This is a genomic window from Kocuria oxytropis, assembly GCF_040981195.1.
GTDB classification, from domain to species: Bacteria; Actinomycetota; Actinomycetes; order Actinomycetales; family Micrococcaceae; genus Kocuria; species Kocuria oxytropis.
Genome location: NZ_JAVFXA010000012.1, coordinates 48,063 through 67,041, shown reverse-complemented (window position 1 = coordinate 67,041; position 18,979 = coordinate 48,063). Strand labels below are relative to the sequence as shown.

The 18,979-nt window shown below is 74.5% G+C and carries 16 protein-coding genes; 12 read left to right on the top strand and 4 right to left on the bottom strand.

Features of this window, described 5'->3' with window-relative positions; all coding sequences use genetic code 11:
* Positions 1-7: 7 nt before the first annotated feature.
* The 5 genes from QYM41_RS12960 (at position 8) to QYM41_RS12940 (ending at position 4,792) form a co-directional block, all read left to right on the top strand.
* Entirely contained in the window at positions 8-1,009 is a 1,002-nt protein-coding gene (locus QYM41_RS12960; RefSeq protein WP_368800179.1) for an HAD family hydrolase, read from the top strand.
* Positions 1,010-1,130: 121 nt separating this feature from the next.
* Positions 1,131-1,772, top strand: coding sequence for an ABC transporter permease (locus QYM41_RS12955; RefSeq protein ID WP_368800178.1), 642 nt, complete (start codon positions 1,131-1,133; stop codon positions 1,770-1,772).
* Positions 1,765-3,006, top strand: coding sequence for an ABC transporter ATP-binding protein (locus QYM41_RS12950; RefSeq protein ID WP_368800177.1), 1,242 nt, complete (start codon positions 1,765-1,767; stop codon positions 3,004-3,006). Before QYM41_RS12955 ends, QYM41_RS12950 begins: the two co-directional genes overlap by 8 nt.
* The gene (locus QYM41_RS12945) at positions 3,003-3,815 is read left to right on the top strand and encodes an ABC transporter permease (RefSeq protein WP_368800176.1); all 813 of its coding nucleotides are present in this window, start codon (positions 3,003-3,005) and stop codon (positions 3,813-3,815) included. Before QYM41_RS12950 ends, QYM41_RS12945 begins: the two co-directional genes overlap by 4 nt.
* Complete coding sequence (locus QYM41_RS12940) at positions 3,812-4,792, top strand: glycine betaine ABC transporter substrate-binding protein (protein ID WP_368800175.1); 981 nt, start codon at positions 3,812-3,814, stop codon at positions 4,790-4,792. The genes QYM41_RS12945 and QYM41_RS12940 overlap by 4 nt, the downstream gene beginning before the upstream one ends.
* On the opposite strand, the gene QYM41_RS12935 is transcribed toward QYM41_RS12940, so the two are convergent.
* The 4 genes from QYM41_RS12935 to QYM41_RS12920 form a co-directional block, all read right to left on the bottom strand.
* The gene (locus QYM41_RS12935; RefSeq protein ID WP_368800174.1) at positions 4,750-5,415 is read right to left on the bottom strand and encodes a hypothetical protein; all 666 of its coding nucleotides are present in this window, start codon (positions 5,413-5,415) and stop codon (positions 4,750-4,752) included. The genes QYM41_RS12940 and QYM41_RS12935 overlap by 43 nt on opposite strands.
* 52 nt (positions 5,416-5,467) lie before the next feature.
* Positions 5,468-6,130 carry a hypothetical protein gene (locus tag QYM41_RS12930; RefSeq protein ID WP_368800173.1) on the bottom strand — a complete coding sequence of 221 codons (663 nt, stop codon included), beginning with the start codon at positions 6,128-6,130 and terminating at the stop codon, positions 5,468-5,470.
* On the bottom strand, positions 6,127-9,756 hold the full coding sequence (locus QYM41_RS12925) for a TM0106 family RecB-like putative nuclease (RefSeq protein ID WP_368800172.1): 3,630 nt from the start codon (positions 9,754-9,756) through the stop codon (positions 6,127-6,129). The genes QYM41_RS12930 and QYM41_RS12925 overlap by 4 nt, the downstream gene beginning before the upstream one ends.
* Positions 9,757-10,206: 450 nt before the next feature.
* Complete coding sequence (locus tag QYM41_RS12920; protein ID WP_368800171.1) at positions 10,207-10,734, bottom strand: inorganic diphosphatase; 528 nt, start codon at positions 10,732-10,734, stop codon at positions 10,207-10,209.
* A 214-nt stretch (positions 10,735-10,948) separates the two neighbouring features.
* On the opposite strand from QYM41_RS12920, the gene dacB reads away from it, so the two are divergent.
* From dacB to folE, 7 genes are all read left to right on the top strand, one after another.
* Entirely contained in the window at positions 10,949-12,406 is a 1,458-nt protein-coding gene (dacB, locus tag QYM41_RS12915; RefSeq protein WP_368800170.1) for a D-alanyl-D-alanine carboxypeptidase/D-alanyl-D-alanine endopeptidase, read from the top strand.
* Positions 12,407-12,451: 45 nt separating this feature from the next.
* Entirely contained in the window at positions 12,452-13,636 is a 1,185-nt protein-coding gene (locus tag QYM41_RS12910; RefSeq protein WP_368800169.1) for a zinc-dependent metalloprotease, read from the top strand.
* Between the two features lie 129 nt (positions 13,637-13,765).
* Entirely contained in the window at positions 13,766-14,245 is a 480-nt protein-coding gene (locus tag QYM41_RS12905) for a DNA-binding protein (RefSeq protein ID WP_368800168.1), read from the top strand.
* Positions 14,242-15,354, top strand: coding sequence for a tRNA lysidine(34) synthetase TilS (gene tilS / locus QYM41_RS12900; RefSeq protein WP_368800167.1), 1,113 nt, complete (start codon positions 14,242-14,244; stop codon positions 15,352-15,354). Before QYM41_RS12905 ends, tilS begins: the two co-directional genes overlap by 4 nt.
* Positions 15,344-15,895: a hypoxanthine phosphoribosyltransferase gene (hpt, locus tag QYM41_RS12895; RefSeq protein WP_368800166.1), complete on the top strand. Its 552-nt coding sequence runs from the start codon at positions 15,344-15,346 to the stop codon at positions 15,893-15,895. The genes tilS and hpt overlap by 11 nt, the downstream gene beginning before the upstream one ends.
* Positions 15,896-16,065: 170 nt before the next feature.
* Positions 16,066-18,216, top strand: coding sequence for an ATP-dependent zinc metalloprotease FtsH (gene ftsH / locus QYM41_RS12890; protein ID WP_368800165.1), 2,151 nt, complete (start codon positions 16,066-16,068; stop codon positions 18,214-18,216).
* Positions 18,217-18,228: 12 nt separating this feature from the next.
* Entirely contained in the window at positions 18,229-18,975 is a 747-nt protein-coding gene (folE, locus tag QYM41_RS12885; RefSeq protein WP_368800164.1) for a GTP cyclohydrolase I FolE, read from the top strand.
* Positions 18,976-18,979: the final 4 nt, after the last annotated feature.

Sequence of the window (18,979 nt, the reverse complement as noted above, 5' to 3'; positions counted from 1 at the left end):
TGGCACCATGTCCCGCATGACAAAAGAAAAGACCGCTGGCACCGAGGACCAGCACGAACTCGTCGGCATCAACTCCACCGTCCCGCTGAAGGTCGAGCACTCGGAGGACCTCAGCGACACCGCCGGCGGCACCACCGCGCCCGCGCGCTCCGCCGCCGACGTCCGGATCCCGCTCAAGGTCCAGCCGCCCCGCTCGAACGGGTGGCGGAAGGAGGCGGGCGTCCGCTACCTCGTGGCCCTCGACGTCGACGGCACCCTCGTCGACCACGACGGCCACATGTCCCGCCCGGTGCGCGAGGCGGCCCAGGCCGTGCTCGAGGCCGGCCACCACGTGGTCATCTCCACCGGGCGCTCCAAGGGGGCCACCCTGCCCGTGGTGGAGCTCATCGGCCAGGAGCGCGGCTACGCCGTGTGCTCCAACGGGGGGATGACCCTCGAGCTGGACCCGGAGCTGCCCGCGTACCACCGGGTGCTGGAGTGCGTCTCCTTCGACCCCGGCCAGGCCCTCGAGGCCCTGGAGCAGCGCCTGCCCACGGCGAAGTTCGCCCTCGAGACCGAGGACGGGTCCTTCTACTCCACGGAGCGCTTCCAGGACGCGTCCTTCGGCATCGAGGCGATCGGCGTGGACCTGCACGAGCTGGCCCGGATGAAGGCCGTGCGGATGGTGGTGTACAGCACCGAGCACACCCCCGAGGAGTTCGCCCTGGCGATCGACGAGGCGGGGCTGCACGGGGTGACCTACTCGGTCGGCTGGAGCGCCTGGCTCGACATCGCCGCCAACGGCGTCTCCAAGGCCAGCGCGCTCGAGCAGGTGCGCCGCCGGCTGGGCGTGGACCCTTCCCACACGGTGGCGGTCGGCGACGGCCGCAACGACATCGAGATGCTCGACTGGGCCGCCCGCGGCGTGGCCATGGGCCAGTCCCCGGACGAGGTCGCGGCCGCGTGCCACGAGGTGACGCACACCGTCTACGAGGACGGGGTCGCCCGCATCCTGCGCTCGCTGCTCTGAGCCGCGCCCCGCGGCGCACCCCCGGCACCGCTGTGACCTTCGTCACCTCCAGAAATCCGGAATGGTAGGGTTTCGGGTAGACCGGGTGACGACGTCATCGACGACGACGGAGGGGTGCACCGTGATCGAGTACGTGTCCGACCGGTGGGAGCAGATCCTCTTCTCCTCGTGGCAGCACTTCTCCCTGGTGGTCCAGTGCCTGGTCCTGGCCACCGTCCTCGCCGTGGGCCTCGCGGCCCTGTGCTACCGCTCGCCGCGGCTCACCGCCGTGGCCAACAATCTCTCCGCCGTGGGCCTGACGATCCCCTCCTTCGCGCTCATCGGCCTGCTGATCGCGCCCCTGGGCTTCGGGGTGACCCCCGCCGTCGTCGTCGTCACCTTCTTCGCCGTCCTGCCCGTGCTGCGCAACGCGGTGGTCGGGCTGGCCGGGGTCCCGCCGTCCACGGTGGAGGCCGCGCGCGGGCTCGGCATGGGCCGCGCGGCGACCTTCCTGCGCGTGGAGCTGCCGATGGCCTGGCCGGTCATCCAGGCCGGCATGCGGGTCTCGGCGCAGATGGTGATGGGCGTGGCCGCCATCGCGGCCTACGTACTGGGCCCGGGGCTGGGCGGCTTCATCTTCTCGGGCCTGTCGCGCCTCGGGGGCGCCAACTCGTTCGCGTCGGTGGTCACCGGCGTCGTCGCCGTCATCGTCGTCGCACTCATCCTGGACGGGCTGCTCGTGCTGCTCGGCCGACTCACCACATCGCGAGGTATCCGTGTCTGACTCCGTGACCACCACCAGCACCGACTCCTCCGTCACCGGCGCCCGGATCCTGCTGGAGAACGTCTCCAAGCGCTACCCCGGGCAGGCCCGCGCCGCGGTCGACGGCCTGACCCTGGAGATCCCCGCCGGCAGCATCGTCATGCTCGTGGGGCCCTCCGGGTGCGGGAAGACCACCACGCTGAAGATGATCAACCGGCTCATCGAGCCCACCGAGGGCCGGATCGTCATCGACGGCCAGGACGTGACCTCGATGAACGGCGACGAGCTGCGCCGCGGCATCGGCTACGTCATCCAGGCCGGCGGGCTGTTCCCGCACATGAGCGTGGCCACCAACATCGGCATGGTCCCGAAGATGCTCGGCTGGGACCGCGGGCGCATCGCCGCCCGGGTGGACGAGCTCCTCGAGCTGGTCTCCCTGGACCCGGCCGTCTACCGCGACCGCTATCCCCGGGAGCTCTCCGGCGGGCAGCAGCAGCGGGTCGGCGTGGCCCGGGCCCTCGCCGCGGACCCGCCCGTGCTGCTCATGGACGAGCCCTTCGGTGCGGTGGACCCCATCACCCGCCAGCGGCTCCAGGACGAGCTCATCAACATCCAGCACGAGCTGCAGAAGACCATCGTGTGCGTGACCCACGACTTCGACGAGGCCGTCAAGCTCGGCGACTGGATCGCGGTCTTCGACGAGGGTGCCCGGATCGTGCAGTACGACGCCCCGGAGCGGATCCTCGCCGAGCCCGCCGACGAGTTCGTGGAGGACTTCATCGGCTCGGGCGCGGGCCTCAAGCAGCTCACCCTCACCCGCGTCCGGGAGGTCGACCTCGTGCCCGCGGTGACCACCCGTCCGGGCGAGGACGTCCGGGCGGTGCTCGGGCGCGCCGACGAGGCGGGCACCCGCGACGTCGTGGTCCTCGACGACCGCGGCCGGCCGCTGTCCTGGCCCTCCCGCCGGCAGCTGGAGCGCTTCGGCACCGTCCCCGCGGAGCGCAACGAGCGCCTGCCCCTGGTCGGCACGGGCTCCACGCTCAACGACGCCCTGGACACGATGCTCGTCTCCAGCACCGGGGCCGCCCTGGTGGTGGGGTCCCGGGACGTGTTCGAAGGCGTCATCTACGTGGAGACCGTCATGGCCGCGATCACCGAGGCCCGCCGGGCCGTCGCCGCGGAGGACGCGCCGCTGGGCCACAACACGGGCGAGATGCCCGCCGTGAGCACGAGCTCCGGAGGAGGGGACCGATGAGCACGCAGACCGAGCGCCCCGCCGCGGAGGAGCAGGACCCCGGTGACGCCGCCGGGCCCCGCCCGGCCCCGGTCGACACCGACCAGCACACCTGGAAGGGCCTGCTCCTGCAGCCCCTGATCATCCTCGCGGCGCTGGGGCTGCTCGTGCTGTGGCTGTCCACGGCGGACCTCACGGAGACGGAGGCCGTGACCCTGAGCCCCGGGTCCCTGTGGGGCTACACCGTGGAGCACCTGCAGCTCACCGTCGTGGCCACGGTGGTGGTGCTGCTGATCGCGATCCCGGTGGGCATCCTGTTGACCCGCAGGCCGTTGCGCTTCCTCACCGGCCCGGTGATCGCGCTGGCGAACATCGGCCAGGCCGCCCCGGCGGTGGGCCTGATCGTCCTGTTCGCCTTCTGGTTCGGCTTCGGCTTCCAGGCCGCGGTGGTCGCGCTCATCGTCTACGCCATCCTGCCCGTGCTCAAGAACACCATGGTCGGCCTCGACGGCGTGGACCGCAGCCTCGTGGAGGCCGGCCGCGGCATGGGGATGAGCGCCGCGTCCGTCCTGTTCCGCGTGGAGCTGCCCCTGGCCGTGCCCGTCATGCTGGCCGGGGTCCGCACCGCCCTGATCCTGGTGGTCGGCACCGCGACCCTGGCCACGTTCGTCAACGGCGGCGGCCTCGGCCTGCTCATCACGACCGGGGTCAACCTCAACCTCGTGCGGGTGCTCATCGCCGGCTCGATCCTGGTGGCGCTGCTCGCGCTCACCATCGACTGGATCGGCCGCGTGGTGGAGCACGTCGCGCGCCCGAAGGGACTGCGATGAGAACCTCCCGTGCCGCCGGCGGCGCCCTGCTGCTCTCCTGCGCCGGCCTGCTCCTGACCGGGTGCGGGCTCGAGCCCTCCACCGCCTACGTCCCCGCCGCCGATCCCGGCTCCATCGAGCCCGTCGAGGGCGCGGAGGACACGGAGGTGCGGGTGACGTCCAAGAACTTCACCGAGCAGCTCATCCTCGGCAAGATCGCGGTGCTGGCCATGCAGGCCGCGGGCTTCGAGACCGAGGACATCACCAACGTCCCCGGCTCCCAGCCCGTGCGCGAGCTCATGCTCAGCGGCGACGCCGACCTCACGTTCGAGTACACCGGCACGGCCTGGCTGACGTACATGGGCAACGAGACCGGCATCCCCGACCAGCAGGAGCAGTGGGAGGCCGTGCGCGAGGCCGACCTCGAGAACGGGCTGACGTGGGGGCAGCCGGCCGCCCTCAACAACACCTACGCCCTGGCCGTGCGCTCCGAGTACGCGGAGGCCAACGACCTGGAGACGATCTCGGACATCGCGTCCCTGCCCGTGGCGGAGCGCACCTTCTGCGTGGAGTCCGAGTTCAACTCCCGCAGCGACGGGCTCACGCCCCTGCTCGCCCACTACGGCCTGGACCGCGGCAGCGAGGTGCCGGAGGACAACATCGGCATCTACGACACCGGCGCCATCTACTCGGCCACGGACGACGGGGAGTGCAACTTCGGGGAGGTCTTCTCCACGGACGGGCGCATCCCCGCCCTGGACCTGACCGTGCTGGAGGACGACCGGCAGTTCTTCCCCGCCTACAACGCGGCGCCGGTGTACAACACCGAGCTGCTGGAGGAGTTCCCGCGGGTGGAGGAGATCATGGAGCCGATCTCCGCGGCGCTGACCGACGACGTCATGCAGGAGCTGAACCGCCAGGTGGACGTCGAGGGCCGGGATCCCGCCGACGTCGCCTACGAGTGGATGCTCTCCGAGGGGTTCATCGTCGAGCCCTGAGCCCCGCCGTGCGCCGGCCCGTCCGGGGCCGGCTCGCACAGGTCCAGCAGCCGGGCCGCGGCGGGCCGGGCGTCCCACTCCTCCTGCCACCGGGTGCGCGCGACCGCCTTGGACACGGCCTGCGGGGAGATGCCGAGCTCGGCGGCCACGAGCTTCTGCTGCCCGCGGGCCCCCGGCACGAGCAGGTCCACCACGCGCCACTCCGCGTCGGTGCGCTCCGCCACGATCCCGCCCAGCAGCCGCAGCACGGCCTGCGCCTGCGCCGCGGCGGGGGCGTCCTCGGCGGCCACGCACACCGGCACCCGCCCGGCGGCGGCCTCGGCGGCGCGGTGCCCGTGCGCCGCCCCGGGCCCGTCGGCCCGCAGGCCCGTGCGGCCCTCCGGGTCGGTCGCGCTCTCGAACCGGACCGGTCCCACGCCGATCCCCACCCGCCAGGCCCCGCCGCGCAGCCCGGCCAGCGCGGCCGCGACTGCCGCACCGGGGTCCGCGGTGATGCCCTGGACCGTGCGCGCCCGGGCGCGCTGGAACGGCACCACGGTCTCCAGCTCCGCGAGGCGGCGCAGGAGGCCCGGCGCGAGGTCGCCGGCCTCGCGGCGGCGCTGCTCCAGGGTCACGACGTACACGGTCCCAGTATCGGTCACACGGGCCGCCGCGGAGCGGGGGCGCGGCGGGGCCTCACTCCCAGAACCTCGGCTCGATGTCGACGCCCTGCACCAGCAGCTCGTCCTCCAGGGGCTCCCGGCACACCAGCGGCAGGCGCAGGCAGCCGATCCGGTCGTCGGGGCCGAAGTAGGCGGTGAGCCGGTCGAAGCCCTGCCGGAACCGGGTCAGCTCCCGGGCCGTGGCGGCGACCTCCGCCAGGTCGGCGTCGGAGCCGAGCACCCAGAAGGAGTCCGGGTCGGTCAGCTGGAGCAGCCCCACGGGCGCCCCGGCGTCGGTGTTCTCGGTGCCCGCCCAGCCGGGGACCCGCAGCCACCCGCCCGGTGCCGCGGCGCCCAGGGGAGGGGCCAGGGGGTCGTACTCCCAGGCCCGGGCCCGCTGCAGCCAGTCCGGCGGGGCCGGCAGGTAGAGGGGGCCGTCGAGGTCCACGGGCCAGCGGGCGGCGGCGAAGGCCCCGGCGTCCACCCGGTCCCAGAACTGCGCGGCGGTCAGGTCGGTGCCCACGCTGTTGAGCGCCGCCCCCGGGTCCTCGCGCCGCATGCCGTGCCAGTAGGTCGGGCGGGTCGGGACGTCGGCGCGGCGCAGCAGGGCGTCCAGCTCCTCCAGGTGCGCCGGCTCCCCGAGCACCACCGTCCGGGACTCGAAGTGCAGGACGTAGGGCACGCGGTCGCGGCTCACGGCAGCCCCGCGGGCCGTCCGTGGCGGCACAGCCGCGTGAAGCGGCCCAGCACCTGCAGCGCCTCCGGGGTGGCGGGCAGGTAGTCCGTCAGGTCGGGGGAGCGCACCAGCACGGCGCACCACTGCCCCCGGGAGACGGCCACGTTGAGCCGGTGGGGCGAGAGCAGGAACTCCATGCCGCGCGGGCCGTCGGCGGCGGAGGCGGCCATCGAGACGATCACCACGGGCGCCTCCTGGCCCTGGAACCGGTCGACGGTGCCCACGCGCACCCCGCCGCCCTCCTCATCCCGCAGCCCCGCGGCGGTGAGCTCGCGGCCGATCAGCTCCACCTGGGCGTTGTAGGCGGCCACCACGAGCACGTCCTCGGGCGTCAGCGCCCGGGGGAGGGCGTCGGGGCCGGAGCGCCAGGGCGTCCCGACGAACTCCCGGGCCAGCTCCACCACGCGCCGGGCCTCCTCGGGCGAGGACGTGCGGTTGCCGGTGTGCTCCACGGAGCAGATCCGCAGGCCGGGGGGCACGCCGGTGAGCTCGCGGCGGCCCGCGGCCGGGGCGGACCCGAGCCGGCCCGCGTAGGACAGCTCGGAGACCGGCTCGCACAGGGCCGGGTGCATCCGCCAGGTGCGGTCCAGGAAGTAGCCGTGCTCGGCGGGCAGGGTGGGGGATCCCCGGGAGAGCCAGCCCAGGGCCGACTCGTCCACGGGCAGGGGGTGGGTGCCCTGGGAGACCTGGGGCAGCTGCTGCGGGTCTCCCAGCAGCAGCAGGCGCCGCGCGGCGCGGGACACGGCCAGGGTGTTGGCGAGCGAGTACTGCCCGGCCTCGTCCACCACGAGCAGGTCGAGCGCCTCGTCCTCCAGGTTCCGGGCGTTGGAGAAGTCCCAGGCGGTGCCGCCGACCACGGCGCCGCCGTCCGCGAGGAACGCCGCGAAGTCCTTCCCCGGGACGTCGCACCACGGCACCTGCCGGTCCGCGGCCCGGGAGGAGGACGGCTTCTTGCCGACCCGCTCGGGGGCCACCCCGCCCTTCTCGAGCACCCCCGTGAGCAGGTTCTCCACGACGGCGTGGGACTGCGCCACCACCCCGATCCGCCAGCCCGCCTCCACGAGCCGGCCGATGACGTGGGAGCCCAGGAACGTCTTGCCGCTGCCCGGAGGCCCCTGGACGGCGAGGAAGGTGCGGTCGAGGGTGCGCAGGGACCGCACCACGGCGTCGACCGTGCCGTCGGGACCCTCGTGCGGACGCGGCAGGGGACCGCCGCCCGCAGGCCTCGGCGCACGGCGCCGGAGCAGCTCGAGGCCGGGCTGGTCCGGCAGCCCCGGCAGGGCGTCGGCCGTGCGCGCGGCCAGGTCCTGCAGCGCCTCCTCGAGGGAGCGCGTGGCGATCGGCTGGGCCGGGCCCAGCGCGAGCGGCAGCTCCGCCCAGGGCTCGGGGGCCGGCCCGTCCCTCGGCTTCCGCAGCCGCTCGCGCACGGTGAGCACCGCGGTGCCGTCCTCGTGCTCCTCGAGGTCCTCGAGCGCGGCGGTCCAGTCCCCGGCGCGGCCGCTGCCGCGCCGGGCGGCGTCCTCGGCCAGGTGCGCGGGCACGGGGGCCCCGTACATCAGGAACAGCCCGGCGGTGCCCGGCCTCGGGGTCGAGCCCTCCCCGAAGCGGCCCGTGAGGCGCAGCAGCCGGACGGGCGCGGCACCGCGGCGCTTCGCCGGGTCCTGCGCCCAGTCCTCGAGGACCTCCGCGCGCCGGACCACGAACACGTCGCGGCTGTCCTCCCAGTCCTCGACGGGACCCTCGAGGCGGTCGAAGTGGGACCACCAGTACTGCTTGCGCTCGCGCCGGTGGTAGCCGGTGGCCGAGGCCACCATCGCGACGGCCGTGCGCTCCTCCTCCGTCAGGGCGTCCCGGGTCCGCGGGTCCTCCAGGTGCTCGTGCAGGCGGTGCTCGGCGCCGGTCATCCCGGCGTCCGGCAGCTCCCCGGGCGGCTCGAGCCGCTCCTGGGCGGGGCGCGGCGGGTGGTCCGCCGGGTCCGGGGAGATCCCGGCGAGGCCCAGCAGCCAGTCCCGCAGCCGCAGGGTGGAGAGGCAGTCGTACTCGTTGTAGTCGGCGATCCCGGCCAGGAGCCGCGCCGCGGCGTCCTCCTGCCCGGCCTCCCGGGCCGTGCACCAGTCGGCGTAGGCGACCACCGACGCGCCGGCGTCCAGCACGTCCCCGGCGCGCAGGTGCGCGCCCATGTAGAGCGGCTCCAGCGCCTTGATGGAGTACGAGCGCTCCGACAGCCGCAGGCTCCCGCGCACGGTGTCGTAGAGGTCCACCAGGACGTTCTCGCGCAGCAGCTCGTCCACGGCGTCCTCGCCCACCGCGTGCACGAGCGAGAGCCGGCGCAGGGCGGCCTTCTCGTAGTCGGCGTAGTGGTACACGTGCATGCCGGGGAAGCGGGCGCGGCGCTCGGCCACGTAGTCCAGGAAGGCCCGCAGCGCCTCCCGCTCCTCGGCCCGGGAGTGCGCCCAGAACGGCCGGAAGACGGGGGCGGCGCCGGGCGCGGGGGGCTGCTCGACGACGCCGAAGAGGTACTCGAGCCCCCAGGACGCCGGGTCCCGGGGGTCCTGCCACAGCGGGTCGCCCTCGAAGTCGAAGAACACGTCCCCGGCGTCGGGGGCGGGCAGCCGCCGGAGCGGCTCCCTGCTCGTGACCCGGTAGGCGACCCGGCGGGTGCCGCCGTCCTTCGGGTACTCGACCGCGCCGTCCGCACCACCCCGGCCGGTCTGCATGGCGGCCTGGTCCCGCAGCCGCCGGACCGCCGCCGGGAGCCCCCGGTCCGGCAGCACCGCGAGCTCGTCCACGGTGCGCACCCCGTGCCGCTCGCGCAGCGCCCGGCGCGTCCGCACGGACAGCCCCGCCGTCAGCAGCAGGTCCCGGTGCTCCGCCACGGCCCGGGTGCAGTGCTCGCACCGGCCGCAGCGGGCGACGCCGTCGTCCTGCCAGTCCACGGGGCCCGTCCGCGCCCGGTGCGCGGCGGCGGCCGCGACGAACCGCTCCCGGCGCTCGCGGTGGACCGCCAGGTGCTCGGAGAGCGGGAAGACCGCCTCCCGCCGGTCGCCGAGGACCAGGGTGACCTCGGGGGCCACGGCCACGCCGGCCCGCTCGAGCTGGTCCGCGTAGGCGGCGAGCTGGAGCAGAGCGGTGACCTTCGCGTGCCGGGCGAGCTTGGTGTCGTGCACCGCGTACGCGCCGTGAGGGCGGCGGACGAGGAAGTCGGCGCGGCCGTGGAAGCTGCCGTCGAAGAAGGAGGCCTGGAAGACGACGTCCGCGCCGGCGCGCAGGGCGTGCAGCGTCTCGGCGTGCTTGGCCGTCAGCTCGTCCCGGTCCATGCGCCGGGCCGGCTCGACCTCGTGCACGCCCCGCCCGGTCGCCGCGTCCCAGGGGCCGAAGGCCTCCCGGTGGGCGGCCAGGACCCGGTGCTCGTGGGCGTCGCCCAGCTCGGCCGTGCGGGCCAGCATCGGGTCCCGACGGGGGGCGCTGCGGGGCGCCCGGCCCAGCGTCTCGTCCAGCACGCACAGGTTCGCGTAGGGGCACTGGGCCGCGCGCACCAGGTCGCTCGCGGAGAAGACGAGGTCCGCCTCGGGGCCCAGCAGGAACATGCGCATCCTTCCGACGGCTCCGGGTCCGTCCCGGGTCCGGCTCCATCGAACCACAGGCACCGGACGTCACAAGGAGGCGGAACGGGGATCGGCCGGCAGGTCCGCAGACCCGCCGGCCGACTCCCGGCGGGCCGGCAACCGGCCCGCCGGGATGGACCGGGAGAGATCGGTGGGATGCGGCGCGGGTGGGGGGACCCCCGCCGCCACCGGGCACCTCGCGGGTGCGCTCCGGCGACCTCGATCCCGGTCGACGGCCCGGATGCCGATGGGGGGATGCATCCCGGGACCGTCGGGCCGGCTGAGCCGGCCGATCCCAATATAACGAAAATCATGGAGTCTCTGTAGGGTGCCCGTCACGTGGCGTCGCGTCCGCACCCGGCCGGGACCCCCCGCCCGTGCGAGGGGCCGGGGACCACCGGTCCCCGGCCCCTCGCCGGTGCGCCCGTCCGCTCAGTCGGTGGACGGGGCCTTCTCCTCGGCCTCGGCGGCCGACTCGTAGTGCGACTTCTCGAAGCGCTCGCGGGCCTCCTCGACGAGGCGCTCCGCGGTCTCCCGGCCCTCCCAGCCCTCGCCCTTGACCCACTTGTTGGGCTCGAGGTCCTTGTAGCGCTCGAAGAAGTGCTGGATCTCCTTGAGCTTGAACTCGTCGATGTCGTCGAGGCCCTGGATGTGGTCGTAGCGCTTGTCCGTGGACACGCAGAGGATCTTGGCGTCCCCGCCGGCCTCGTCGTTCATGTTGAACACGGCGATGGGGCGGGACTCCACGAGCACGCCCGGGACGATCTCGAAGTCCAGCAGCACGAGGGCGTCCAGGGGGTCGCCGTCCTCGCCCAGGCTGTCCTCGAAGTAGCCGTAGTGGGCGGGGTACTGCATCGACGTGAACAGGACGCGGTCCAGGCGCAGGCGGCCGGTCTCGTGGTCGATCTCGTACTTGACGCGCGATCCCCGGGGGATCTCGATGGTGACGTCCAACTCCATGGTGTCTCTCCTCGTGCTGGGAAGGCCCGGACGGGCCGGAAGGGGCTCAGAGCGGCCGCGCGCGGCCGCACCACCCGGTGTGGGTGGGGCAGATCCGGGACCCACGATAGCGGCGGCCCCGCGGGCGGCGGTAACCGCCCGGGCCGGGACCGTGCCCGCCGGGGACCCGCGCGGCAGCCGCGGCCGCGCCGCCGCGGGGACCACAATGGGGCCCATGAGCAGTCCCCCACGCCACGGTCCCCCCGCCGGGCGGGGGCCGCGGGCCCGCCCGGGCCGTGGCCGCCGCGTCCTGACGGCGCTGCTCGCCACCGGCTGCCTCGCGGTGGCGGGCTGGCTGCACCCCCACTGGCCCCCCGGGCCGGGTGCGGACGGCGGGCAGCTCCCCGCCGCCCGCGTGCTCCCGGCGCAGGCGCCCGCCCCGGCGGGGGCGGTGCCCCCGGACCCGGACGCCCCCGTGCCCCGCCCCGGGGAGGTGGCCGCGGCGGTGGACCCCGCGCTCGCCGGCGCCCCCGCCGGGCGGCGCTCCGTGGTCGTGGCCGACGCCCTCACCGGAGAGCGCCTGCTCGAGCGGGACCCGGACGTCCCCCTGGTCCCCGCCTCGAACCAGAAGCTCGTCACGGCGCTGTCCGTGCTCACCCACGCCGACCCCGGCCGGCGGCTGCGCACCACGGTGGTCCAGGGCCGGGAGCCCGGGGCGGTGGTGCTCGTCGGCGGCGGGGACACCCTCCTGAGCCCGGGCCGCTCCGACCCGGACGCCGTGCTGGGCCGGGCCGGGATCCGGACCCTGGCGGAGGAGACGGCCCGGGCCCTCGCCGGGCGGGGAGCCCCCGCGCCCACCACCGTGCGGTGGGACGCCAGCCTGTTCACGGGCCCGGCCGTGAACGCGGACTGGGCGCCCGGCGACATCGCGGCGGGCCAGATCGGCCCGGTCGCGCCCCTGGCCCTCTGGTCCCACCACGTGCCCGCGGGGGAGGGCCCCGGCCCCGAGCGGCCCCGGAACGCGGCGCAGGACGTCGCCGAGGTCTTCGCGGCCGAGCTCGCGGCCCGGCTCGCCGCGGACGGGCCGCCGGTGCCCGTGCCCGTCGTCGCCCCCGGCCGGGCGCCCGAGGGCGCGCCCGAGCTGGCCGCCGTGGAGTCCGCGACCCTCGCCGAGCAGACCGGGCTCATGCTGAGGGAGTCCGACAACCACCTCGCGGAGGTCCTCTCGCGGCTCGCGGCCCGGGCCGCGGACCGGCCCGCGAGCATCGAGGGCGGCCGCGCCGCCGCGGCCGCGGCGCTCGAGGCGCACGGGGTGCGCACGGACGGGGTCGTGCTCTCCGACGCGTCCGGGATGTCCCTGGCCGACCGGCTCCCCGCCCGCACGATCGAGCACGTGGTGCGGCTGCTCCTCACGGACCCCACGGGGACGCTGACCCCGGGCGCCCGGGCCCTTCCGGTGGCCGGCGGCAGCGGCACCCTCGAGGACCGGTTCGACGACGACGCCGAGCGCTCCGCGCGCGGCCTGGCGCGGGCGAAGACGGGCACGCTGAACTCCGTGGTCTCCCTCGGCGGCCACGTCAGCACGGAACGGGGGCGGCTGCTGACGTTCTCGGTGGTGCTCAACGAGGTCACCGACCCGGCCGCGGCCCGGGACGCCGTGGACCGTGCCGTGGCGGCCCTCGCCCGACTGTGACGGACGGTGCCGGGGCCTCCCAGGGGCGTGTGGTTGCATGAGGCCATGAGCGCAGCACAACGACCGCCGGAGACCGAGGCCGAGGCGCCCGGGATCGTCCGGTGGGACCTCGCGGCCTCGGCCGCCGCCCGGCTGACCCCTCCGGGGCCCAGGATGAACGCCCGGGCCATGCAGGCGGCGGTGGCCTCCCTGCGTCGCCACGCCGAGGCGTCGGTGGACCACGTGCACCGGATCACGGGCCTCGAGGCCGCCCGGGACCTGCGGGACTCCACCGTGCTGGTCGTGGACCGGGCCGGCTGGTCGAAGGCCAACGCCCAGGCCTTCCAGGTGCTCATGGAGCCGGCGGTGCAGGCCCTGCGCCGGCGCCGCCCGGAGCAGTTCGGCGCGGCCGCCACCGCGCTCGGCGGCACGGCCACGGCCATGGAGATGGCCGCGGTGCTCGGCTTCCTCTCGGCGAAGGTCCTCGGCCAGTACGACCCGTACGCCGGGATGGTCTCCGCCGCTGCCGCCCGGCGGCACCCCGGCGGACGGCTCATGCTGGTGGCGCCCAACATCCTCACGGTCGAGCGGGAGCTCAACGTCGAGCCGGAGGACTTCCGGCTGTGGGTCTGCCTGCACGAGCAGACCCACCGCGTCCAGTTCGCCGCCGCCCCCTGGCTGCGGGAGCACATGATCGAGCAGATCAACGAGCTCGCGGACTCGCTCATGGGCCACGCCGAGACCCTCGGGGCTCGGCTCACGGAGGCGGTCCGGTCCCTGCCCGGGCGCGGCGGGGGAGCGGAGGAGCCCCGGGCGTCCCTCGGCGTGGTGGGCCTGCTCATGGGCCGGCGGGAGCGGGAGGTGCTCTCCCACCTCACCGCGGTGATGAGTCTGCTGGAGGGGCACGCGAACTTCGTGATGGACGGGGTGGACGCCTCGGTGGTGCCCTCCGTCAGGACCATCCGGCGGCGCTTCGAACGGCGCTCCGAGCTGCAGGGCAGCCTCGACCGCTTCGTCCGGCGCCTGCTCGGGATGGACGCGAAGATGCGCCAGTACAGCGACGGCCAGCGGTTCGTCTCGACCGTGGTGGCCACCGTGGGCCTGGAGCGGTTCAACCGCGTCTGGGAGTCCCCGGACCACCTGCCGAGCGAGGCCGAGATCCACGCCCCCGAGCGATGGATCGAGCGCGTGCTGGGCCCGGGATCCCCGACCCTGCCGCCCGTTCCGGCCCCGGAGCCGCCGAAAGTGTGATAGGGACCACGCACCCCGGTTTGACATGCAGATTCATGCAATGTACGGGTCCGCGTCATGGTCTGTGAGGCCCCGGTCACAGCGCGACACGCGGTAGGACGGATCACCATTGTGTGACAAGATTTTTACGTGAGCACAGAGAACATCGAACAGCAGGTCAAGCTGTACGGCCAGCCCCTGTCGGAGCGCTTCGGCACGGTCGTCCAGGCCTACGGCATCACGCAGCGGCGACTGGCCGAGGTCCTCGGCCTCTCCGCCCCCATGCTGTCGCAGCTCAACAGCGGCCGCCGGATCAAGATCGGCAACCCGGCGGTCTACGAGCGCCTGGTGATGCTGGAGCAGCGCATCGGCACCCCGGACATCGAGGAGACCCTCGCCGCCGTCGAGGCCTCGCAGCCCGTGCTGTCCACCACGCAGATCCAGGCGGGCATCCACAGCGAGACCAACGCCGTGGCGGCCCTCGCCCACGTGGTCCCGCGGCACGAGCTGGAGGCCGCCCTCGACCTGCTCGGCGAGACCGCCCCGACCCTCGCGAAGGTCGTGCGCCTGGCCGTGCGGGAGTCGCAGAACCAGCAGGCCGCGAGCGAGCGCGAGGACGCCCGCCGGTGACCCAGTTCGCCCGCCGCGGCCGACTGTCCCCGGACGTCGCCGCGGGGCGGCGCCGCGTGCTCGCCTCCGTGCAGGAGCACGTCCCCCGGGAGCCCGGACGGACCCCGCTCGTGCTCGTCGCCTGCAGCGGCGGCCCCGACTCGCTCGCCCTGGCCGCCGTGGCGGCCCACTTCGCCCGCCGCGGCACCCTGCGCGTCGGCGCGGTGGTGGTCGACCACGGCCTGCAGGAGGACTCCGCGGCGGTCGCGGCCCGCACCGCCGGCACGCTCGAGCGGACCGGGCTGGCCCCCGTGGCCGTCACCGCCGTGACCGTGCGCCGGGACGCGGGCGGGCCCGAGATGGCGGCCCGCACCGCCCGCTACGCCGGCATCGCGGAGGTCGTGGCCCGGACGGGCGCCGACGCCGTGCTGCTCGGCCACACCCTGGACGACCAGGCGGAGTCCGTGCTGCTGGGCCTGGCCCGCGGCTCCGGCACCCGCTCGCTGGCCGGGATGCCGCCCGTGCGCGAGCTCGACGGCGTCACCTACCTCCGGCCGTTCCTCGACCTCTCCCGCGAGCAGACCCTGCGGATCTGCGCCGCCGAGCAGCTCGAGCCCTGGCACGACCCCACGAACCGGGACACCACCCTGATGCGCTCGCGGGTCCGCCACCGCGTGCTCCCGCTGCTGGAGGACGAGCTCGGCCCCGGGCTGGCCCGCGCCCTGGCGCGCTCCGCGGCGATCCTGGGCCCGGACGCGGACTACCTCGAGCGCGCCGCGGCCGAGCTGCTCGAGCGCGCCCGCGCCGCGGCCCCCGAGCTGCCCGGATCCCTGGCCCTCGACCTCGCCACCGTCCGGGCGGCCCACCCCGCGCTGCGCCGCCGCGCCCTGTCGGCCGCCGTGGTGGCCGCCGGCGGGCAGACCCCCGCCCACGAGCGGCTCGGCGCGCTGGACGAGTTCGCGGCGGGGCACGGCGCCGCGGGGCCCGTGCAGATGGCGGGTAAGGTGTCCGTGTGGCGCCGCCCGGCGGCGGGCACCCGCGGCCCGGGACATCTGGAGCTCGTCCGCCCGGGGCCCGCGGACACCACCCGACCCGCATCCGCATCACACGAGGAGCGCCGTGAAGGCTGAGAACGTCCAGGGGGATCTCACCGAGGTCCTGTACACCAAGGAAGAGATCGACACGAGGATCGCCGAGCTGGCCGCGGCCGTGGACGCCGACTACCGGGGCCGGGACGTCCTGCTCGTGGGCGTGCTCAAGGGCGCGGTGATGGTCATGGCCGACCTGTGCCGGGCGCTCCAGGGGCAGTACCCCATGGACTGGATGGCCGTGTCCTCCTACGGCTCCGGGACGAAGTCCTCGGGCGTGGTCCGCATCCTGAAGGACCTCGACACGGACCTCACCGGCCGGGACGTGCTCATCGTGGAGGACATCATCGACTCCGGGCTGACTCTGTCCTGGCTGCGCGCCAACCTGGAGTCCCGCGGGACGGCCTCGGTGGAGATCTGCGCCCTGCTGCGCAAGCCGGAGGCGGCGAAGACCGCGATCGACGTCAAGTACGTGGGCTGGGACATCCCCAACGAGTTCGTCGTGGGCTACGGGCTCGACTACGCCGAGAAGTACCGCAACCTCGACTGCATCGCGACCCTGGCCCCGCACGTCTACGAGTGAGCCCGGAGGCCGCGCCCCGGGCGGCTGTCCGCTGACAGGGAACTCCCGGCCCGTCCGGGGCGGGAGCCGGAGTCCGGGCTGTACATTGTAGGTCTGCGTCCCCTGGACCCCCGGCCCTGGGCGGGCCCGGCCCGAGGGGCCGGACAACCATCCACGGGAGGATCAGCGGCTTGGCCACGGCGAAAAAACCCAACAACTTCTTCAGAGGACCCTGGTTCTGGGTCCTCCTGGCCGCGCTGATCCTGTTCCCCCTGGTGGGCACGCTCACCACGGGCTCCTCGGGGCGCGTGGACACCAACGTGGGCCTGCAGCTGCTCCGCGACGGCCAGGTGTCCGAGGCCAAGATCTACGACGGCCAGCAGAAGGTCGAGCTCCAGCTCGAGGAGGACCTCTCCCTCGACGGCCGGGACCTCGGGCGCAGCGTGGAGTTCTACTACGTCACCCCCCGCGGGGACGAGGTCGTCGAGGCGATGAACGCGGCGGACCTCGAGGGCTTCACGGACCAGCCGGTCGAGTCGAACTGGTTCACGAGCCTGCTCGGCTTCATGCTGCCGTTCCTGATCATCCTGGCCATCTTCTGGTTCGTGTTCTCCCGGATGCAGGGCGGCGGGTCCCAGGTCATGCGCTTCGGCCGCTCGCGGGCCAAGATGTTCGACAAGGACAACCCCACGGTGACCTTCGCCGACGTCGCCGGCGCGGACGAGGCGGTGCAGGAGCTCGACGAGATCAAGCAGTTCCTCGTGGAGCGGGACCGCTTCACCGCCCTCGGCGCCAAGGTGCCCAAGGGCGTGCTCCTCTACGGCCCGCCCGGCACCGGCAAGACGCTGCTCGCGCGGGCGGTGGCCGGTGAGGCCGGGGTCCCGTTCTTCTCGATCTCCGGCTCCGACTTCGTCGAGATGTTCGTGGGCGTGGGGGCCTCCCGGGTGCGCGACCTGTTCCAGCAGGCGAAGGAGAACGCGCCCGCCATCATCTTCGTGGACGAGATCGACGCCGTGGGCCGCCAGCGCGGCGCGGGCATGGGCGGGGGCAACGACGAGCGGGAGCAGACCCTCAACCAGCTGCTCGTCGAGATGGACGGCTTCGACGCCACGACCAACGTCATCCTGATCGCCGCGACCAACCGCCCCGACGTCCTCGACCCGGCGCTGCTGCGCCCCGGCCGCTTCGACCGGCAGATCGGCGTGGAGGCCCCCGACATGAAGGGCCGCCTGCAGATCCTCCGGGTGCACTCGCAGGGCAAGCCGCTGGCCGACAACGTGGACCTCCCCGCCGTGGCCAAGCGCACCCCCGGCTTCACCGGCGCGGAGCTCGCCAACGTGATGAACGAGGCGGCGCTGCTGACCGCCCGCTCCCACGCCCAGCTCATCGACGACCGCGCCGTGGACGAGGCGATCGACCGCGTGATCGCCGGGCCGCAGAAGCGCAGCCGGATCATGAAGGAGCTCGAGCGCAAGGTCACCGCCTACCACGAGGGCGGGCACGCCCTCGTGGCCGCCGCCCTGCGCAACACGGACCCGGTCACCAAGATCACGATCCTGCCCCGCGGCCGCGCCCTCGGCTACACCATGGTCATGCCCCTGGACGACAAGTACTCCACGACCCGCAACGAGCTGCTCGACCAGATGGCCTACGCCATGGGCGGGCGCGCGGCGGAGGAGATCGTGTTCCGGGACCCGTCCACCGGGGCCTCCAACGACATCCAGAAGGCCACCGACACGGCCCGCAAGATGGTCACCCAGTACGGCATGAGCGCCCGCGTGGGCTCGATCAAGCTCGGCGGGGACAGCTCCGAGCCGTTCCTCGGCCGGGACGCCGCCGGCTCCGGCCGGGAGTACTCCGAGCGCACGGCCGCGATCGTGGACGAGGAGGTGCGGGCCCTGCTCGAGCAGGCCCACGACGAGGCGCACGCGATCCTGATGGACAACCGCCCGGTCCTGGACCGGCTGGCCCTCGAGCTGCTCGAGAAGGAGACGCTCAACGAGGCCCAGATCGCCGACATCTTCCACGACATCCGCAAGCGGGACCTGCGTCCCGTGTGGCTGTCCAAGGACACGCGGCCGCTGTCCGAGGACCCGCCGGTGGTCACCCAGGCCGAGCGCGAGGAGGCCCGGCGGCTCCACGCCCAGGACCCCGCGACCCTGGCCCCGCAGGACCAGGCCGCCGCCGCCAACCCCGAGCACCCGCTCGAGGTCCCCGAGCGCGGGCACTCCGTGCCGCCGGGGGAGGGCGCGGGCACCGGCGCCGAGAGCAGCGCCGGGAGCGGCTCCGGCCGGAGCCCCGGGACCGGGCCGGGGAGCGCCCCGGGACCCGGCACGCCCTGACCCGGGCCTAGGATGGAGCGACAGCCGGTCGCGTCCGCCGACCCCCGTTCCGCCCGGCAGACCCGGTCGATCCCGAAGGAGGGCGCGTTGCCCCACGAGGCCCGCACGAAGCAGACGACCGCGCACGACCCGCGCGCGGAGGCGTTCGAGCCGCCGTACCCCGACCCGGCCCCCGCGCTGGAGGCCGGCGCCGGGGCGGTGGACCAGCCGCGGGTCGCGGCGGCCGTGCGCGAGCTGCTGCTGGCCATCGGGGAGGACCCCGACAGGGACGGTCTGCAGGGCACCCCGGGGCGCGTGGCGCGCGCGTACGCGGAGATGTTCGCGGGACTGCACCAGGACCCCGCCGAGGTGCTCGGGACGACCTTCGACATCGGCCACTCCGAGATGGTCCTCGTGAAGGACATCGCCTTCTACTCGACCTGCGAGCACCACCTCGTCCCGTTCCACGGGCACGCGCACGTGGGCTACATCCCCGGCCACGACGGGATGGTCACCGGCCTGAGCAAGCTCGCCCGCCTCGTGGACCTCTACGCGCGCCGGCCCCAGGTCCAGGAGCGGCTGACCACGCAGATCGTCGAGGCGATCGTGGAGCACCTCCAGCCGGCGGGCGTGATCGTGGTGATCGAGTGCGAGCACCTGTGCATGTCCATGCGCGGGGTGCGCAAGCCGGGCGCCATGACCGTCACCTCGGCCGTGCGGGGCCAGCTGCGCGAGACCGCGACCCGCGCCGAGGCGATGAGCCTCATCCTGGGGCACTGAGCGG

What these genes read in the sequence shown, in the direction of transcription:
- QYM41_RS12945 (WP_368800176.1), top strand. Translation starts at nt 3,003, where the DNA reads ATGAGCACGCAGACCGAGCGCCCCGCCGCGGAGGAGCAGGACCCCGGT.
- QYM41_RS12920 (WP_368800171.1), bottom strand. Translation starts at nt 10,734, where the DNA reads ATGGAGTTGGACGTCACCATCGAGATCCCCCGGGGATCGCGCGTCAAG.
- dacB (WP_368800170.1), top strand. Translation starts at nt 10,949, where the DNA reads ATGAGCAGTCCCCCACGCCACGGTCCCCCCGCCGGGCGGGGGCCGCGG.
- QYM41_RS12940 (WP_368800175.1), top strand. Translation starts at nt 3,812, where the DNA reads ATGAGAACCTCCCGTGCCGCCGGCGGCGCCCTGCTGCTCTCCTGCGCC.
- QYM41_RS12960 (WP_368800179.1), top strand. Translation starts at nt 8, where the DNA reads ATGTCCCGCATGACAAAAGAAAAGACCGCTGGCACCGAGGACCAGCAC.
- folE (WP_368800164.1), top strand. Translation starts at nt 18,229, where the DNA reads ATGGAGCGACAGCCGGTCGCGTCCGCCGACCCCCGTTCCGCCCGGCAG.
- QYM41_RS12925 (WP_368800172.1), bottom strand. Translation starts at nt 9,756, where the DNA reads ATGTTCCTGCTGGGCCCCGAGGCGGACCTCGTCTTCTCCGCGAGCGAC.
- QYM41_RS12910 (WP_368800169.1), top strand. Translation starts at nt 12,452, where the DNA reads ATGAGCGCAGCACAACGACCGCCGGAGACCGAGGCCGAGGCGCCCGGG.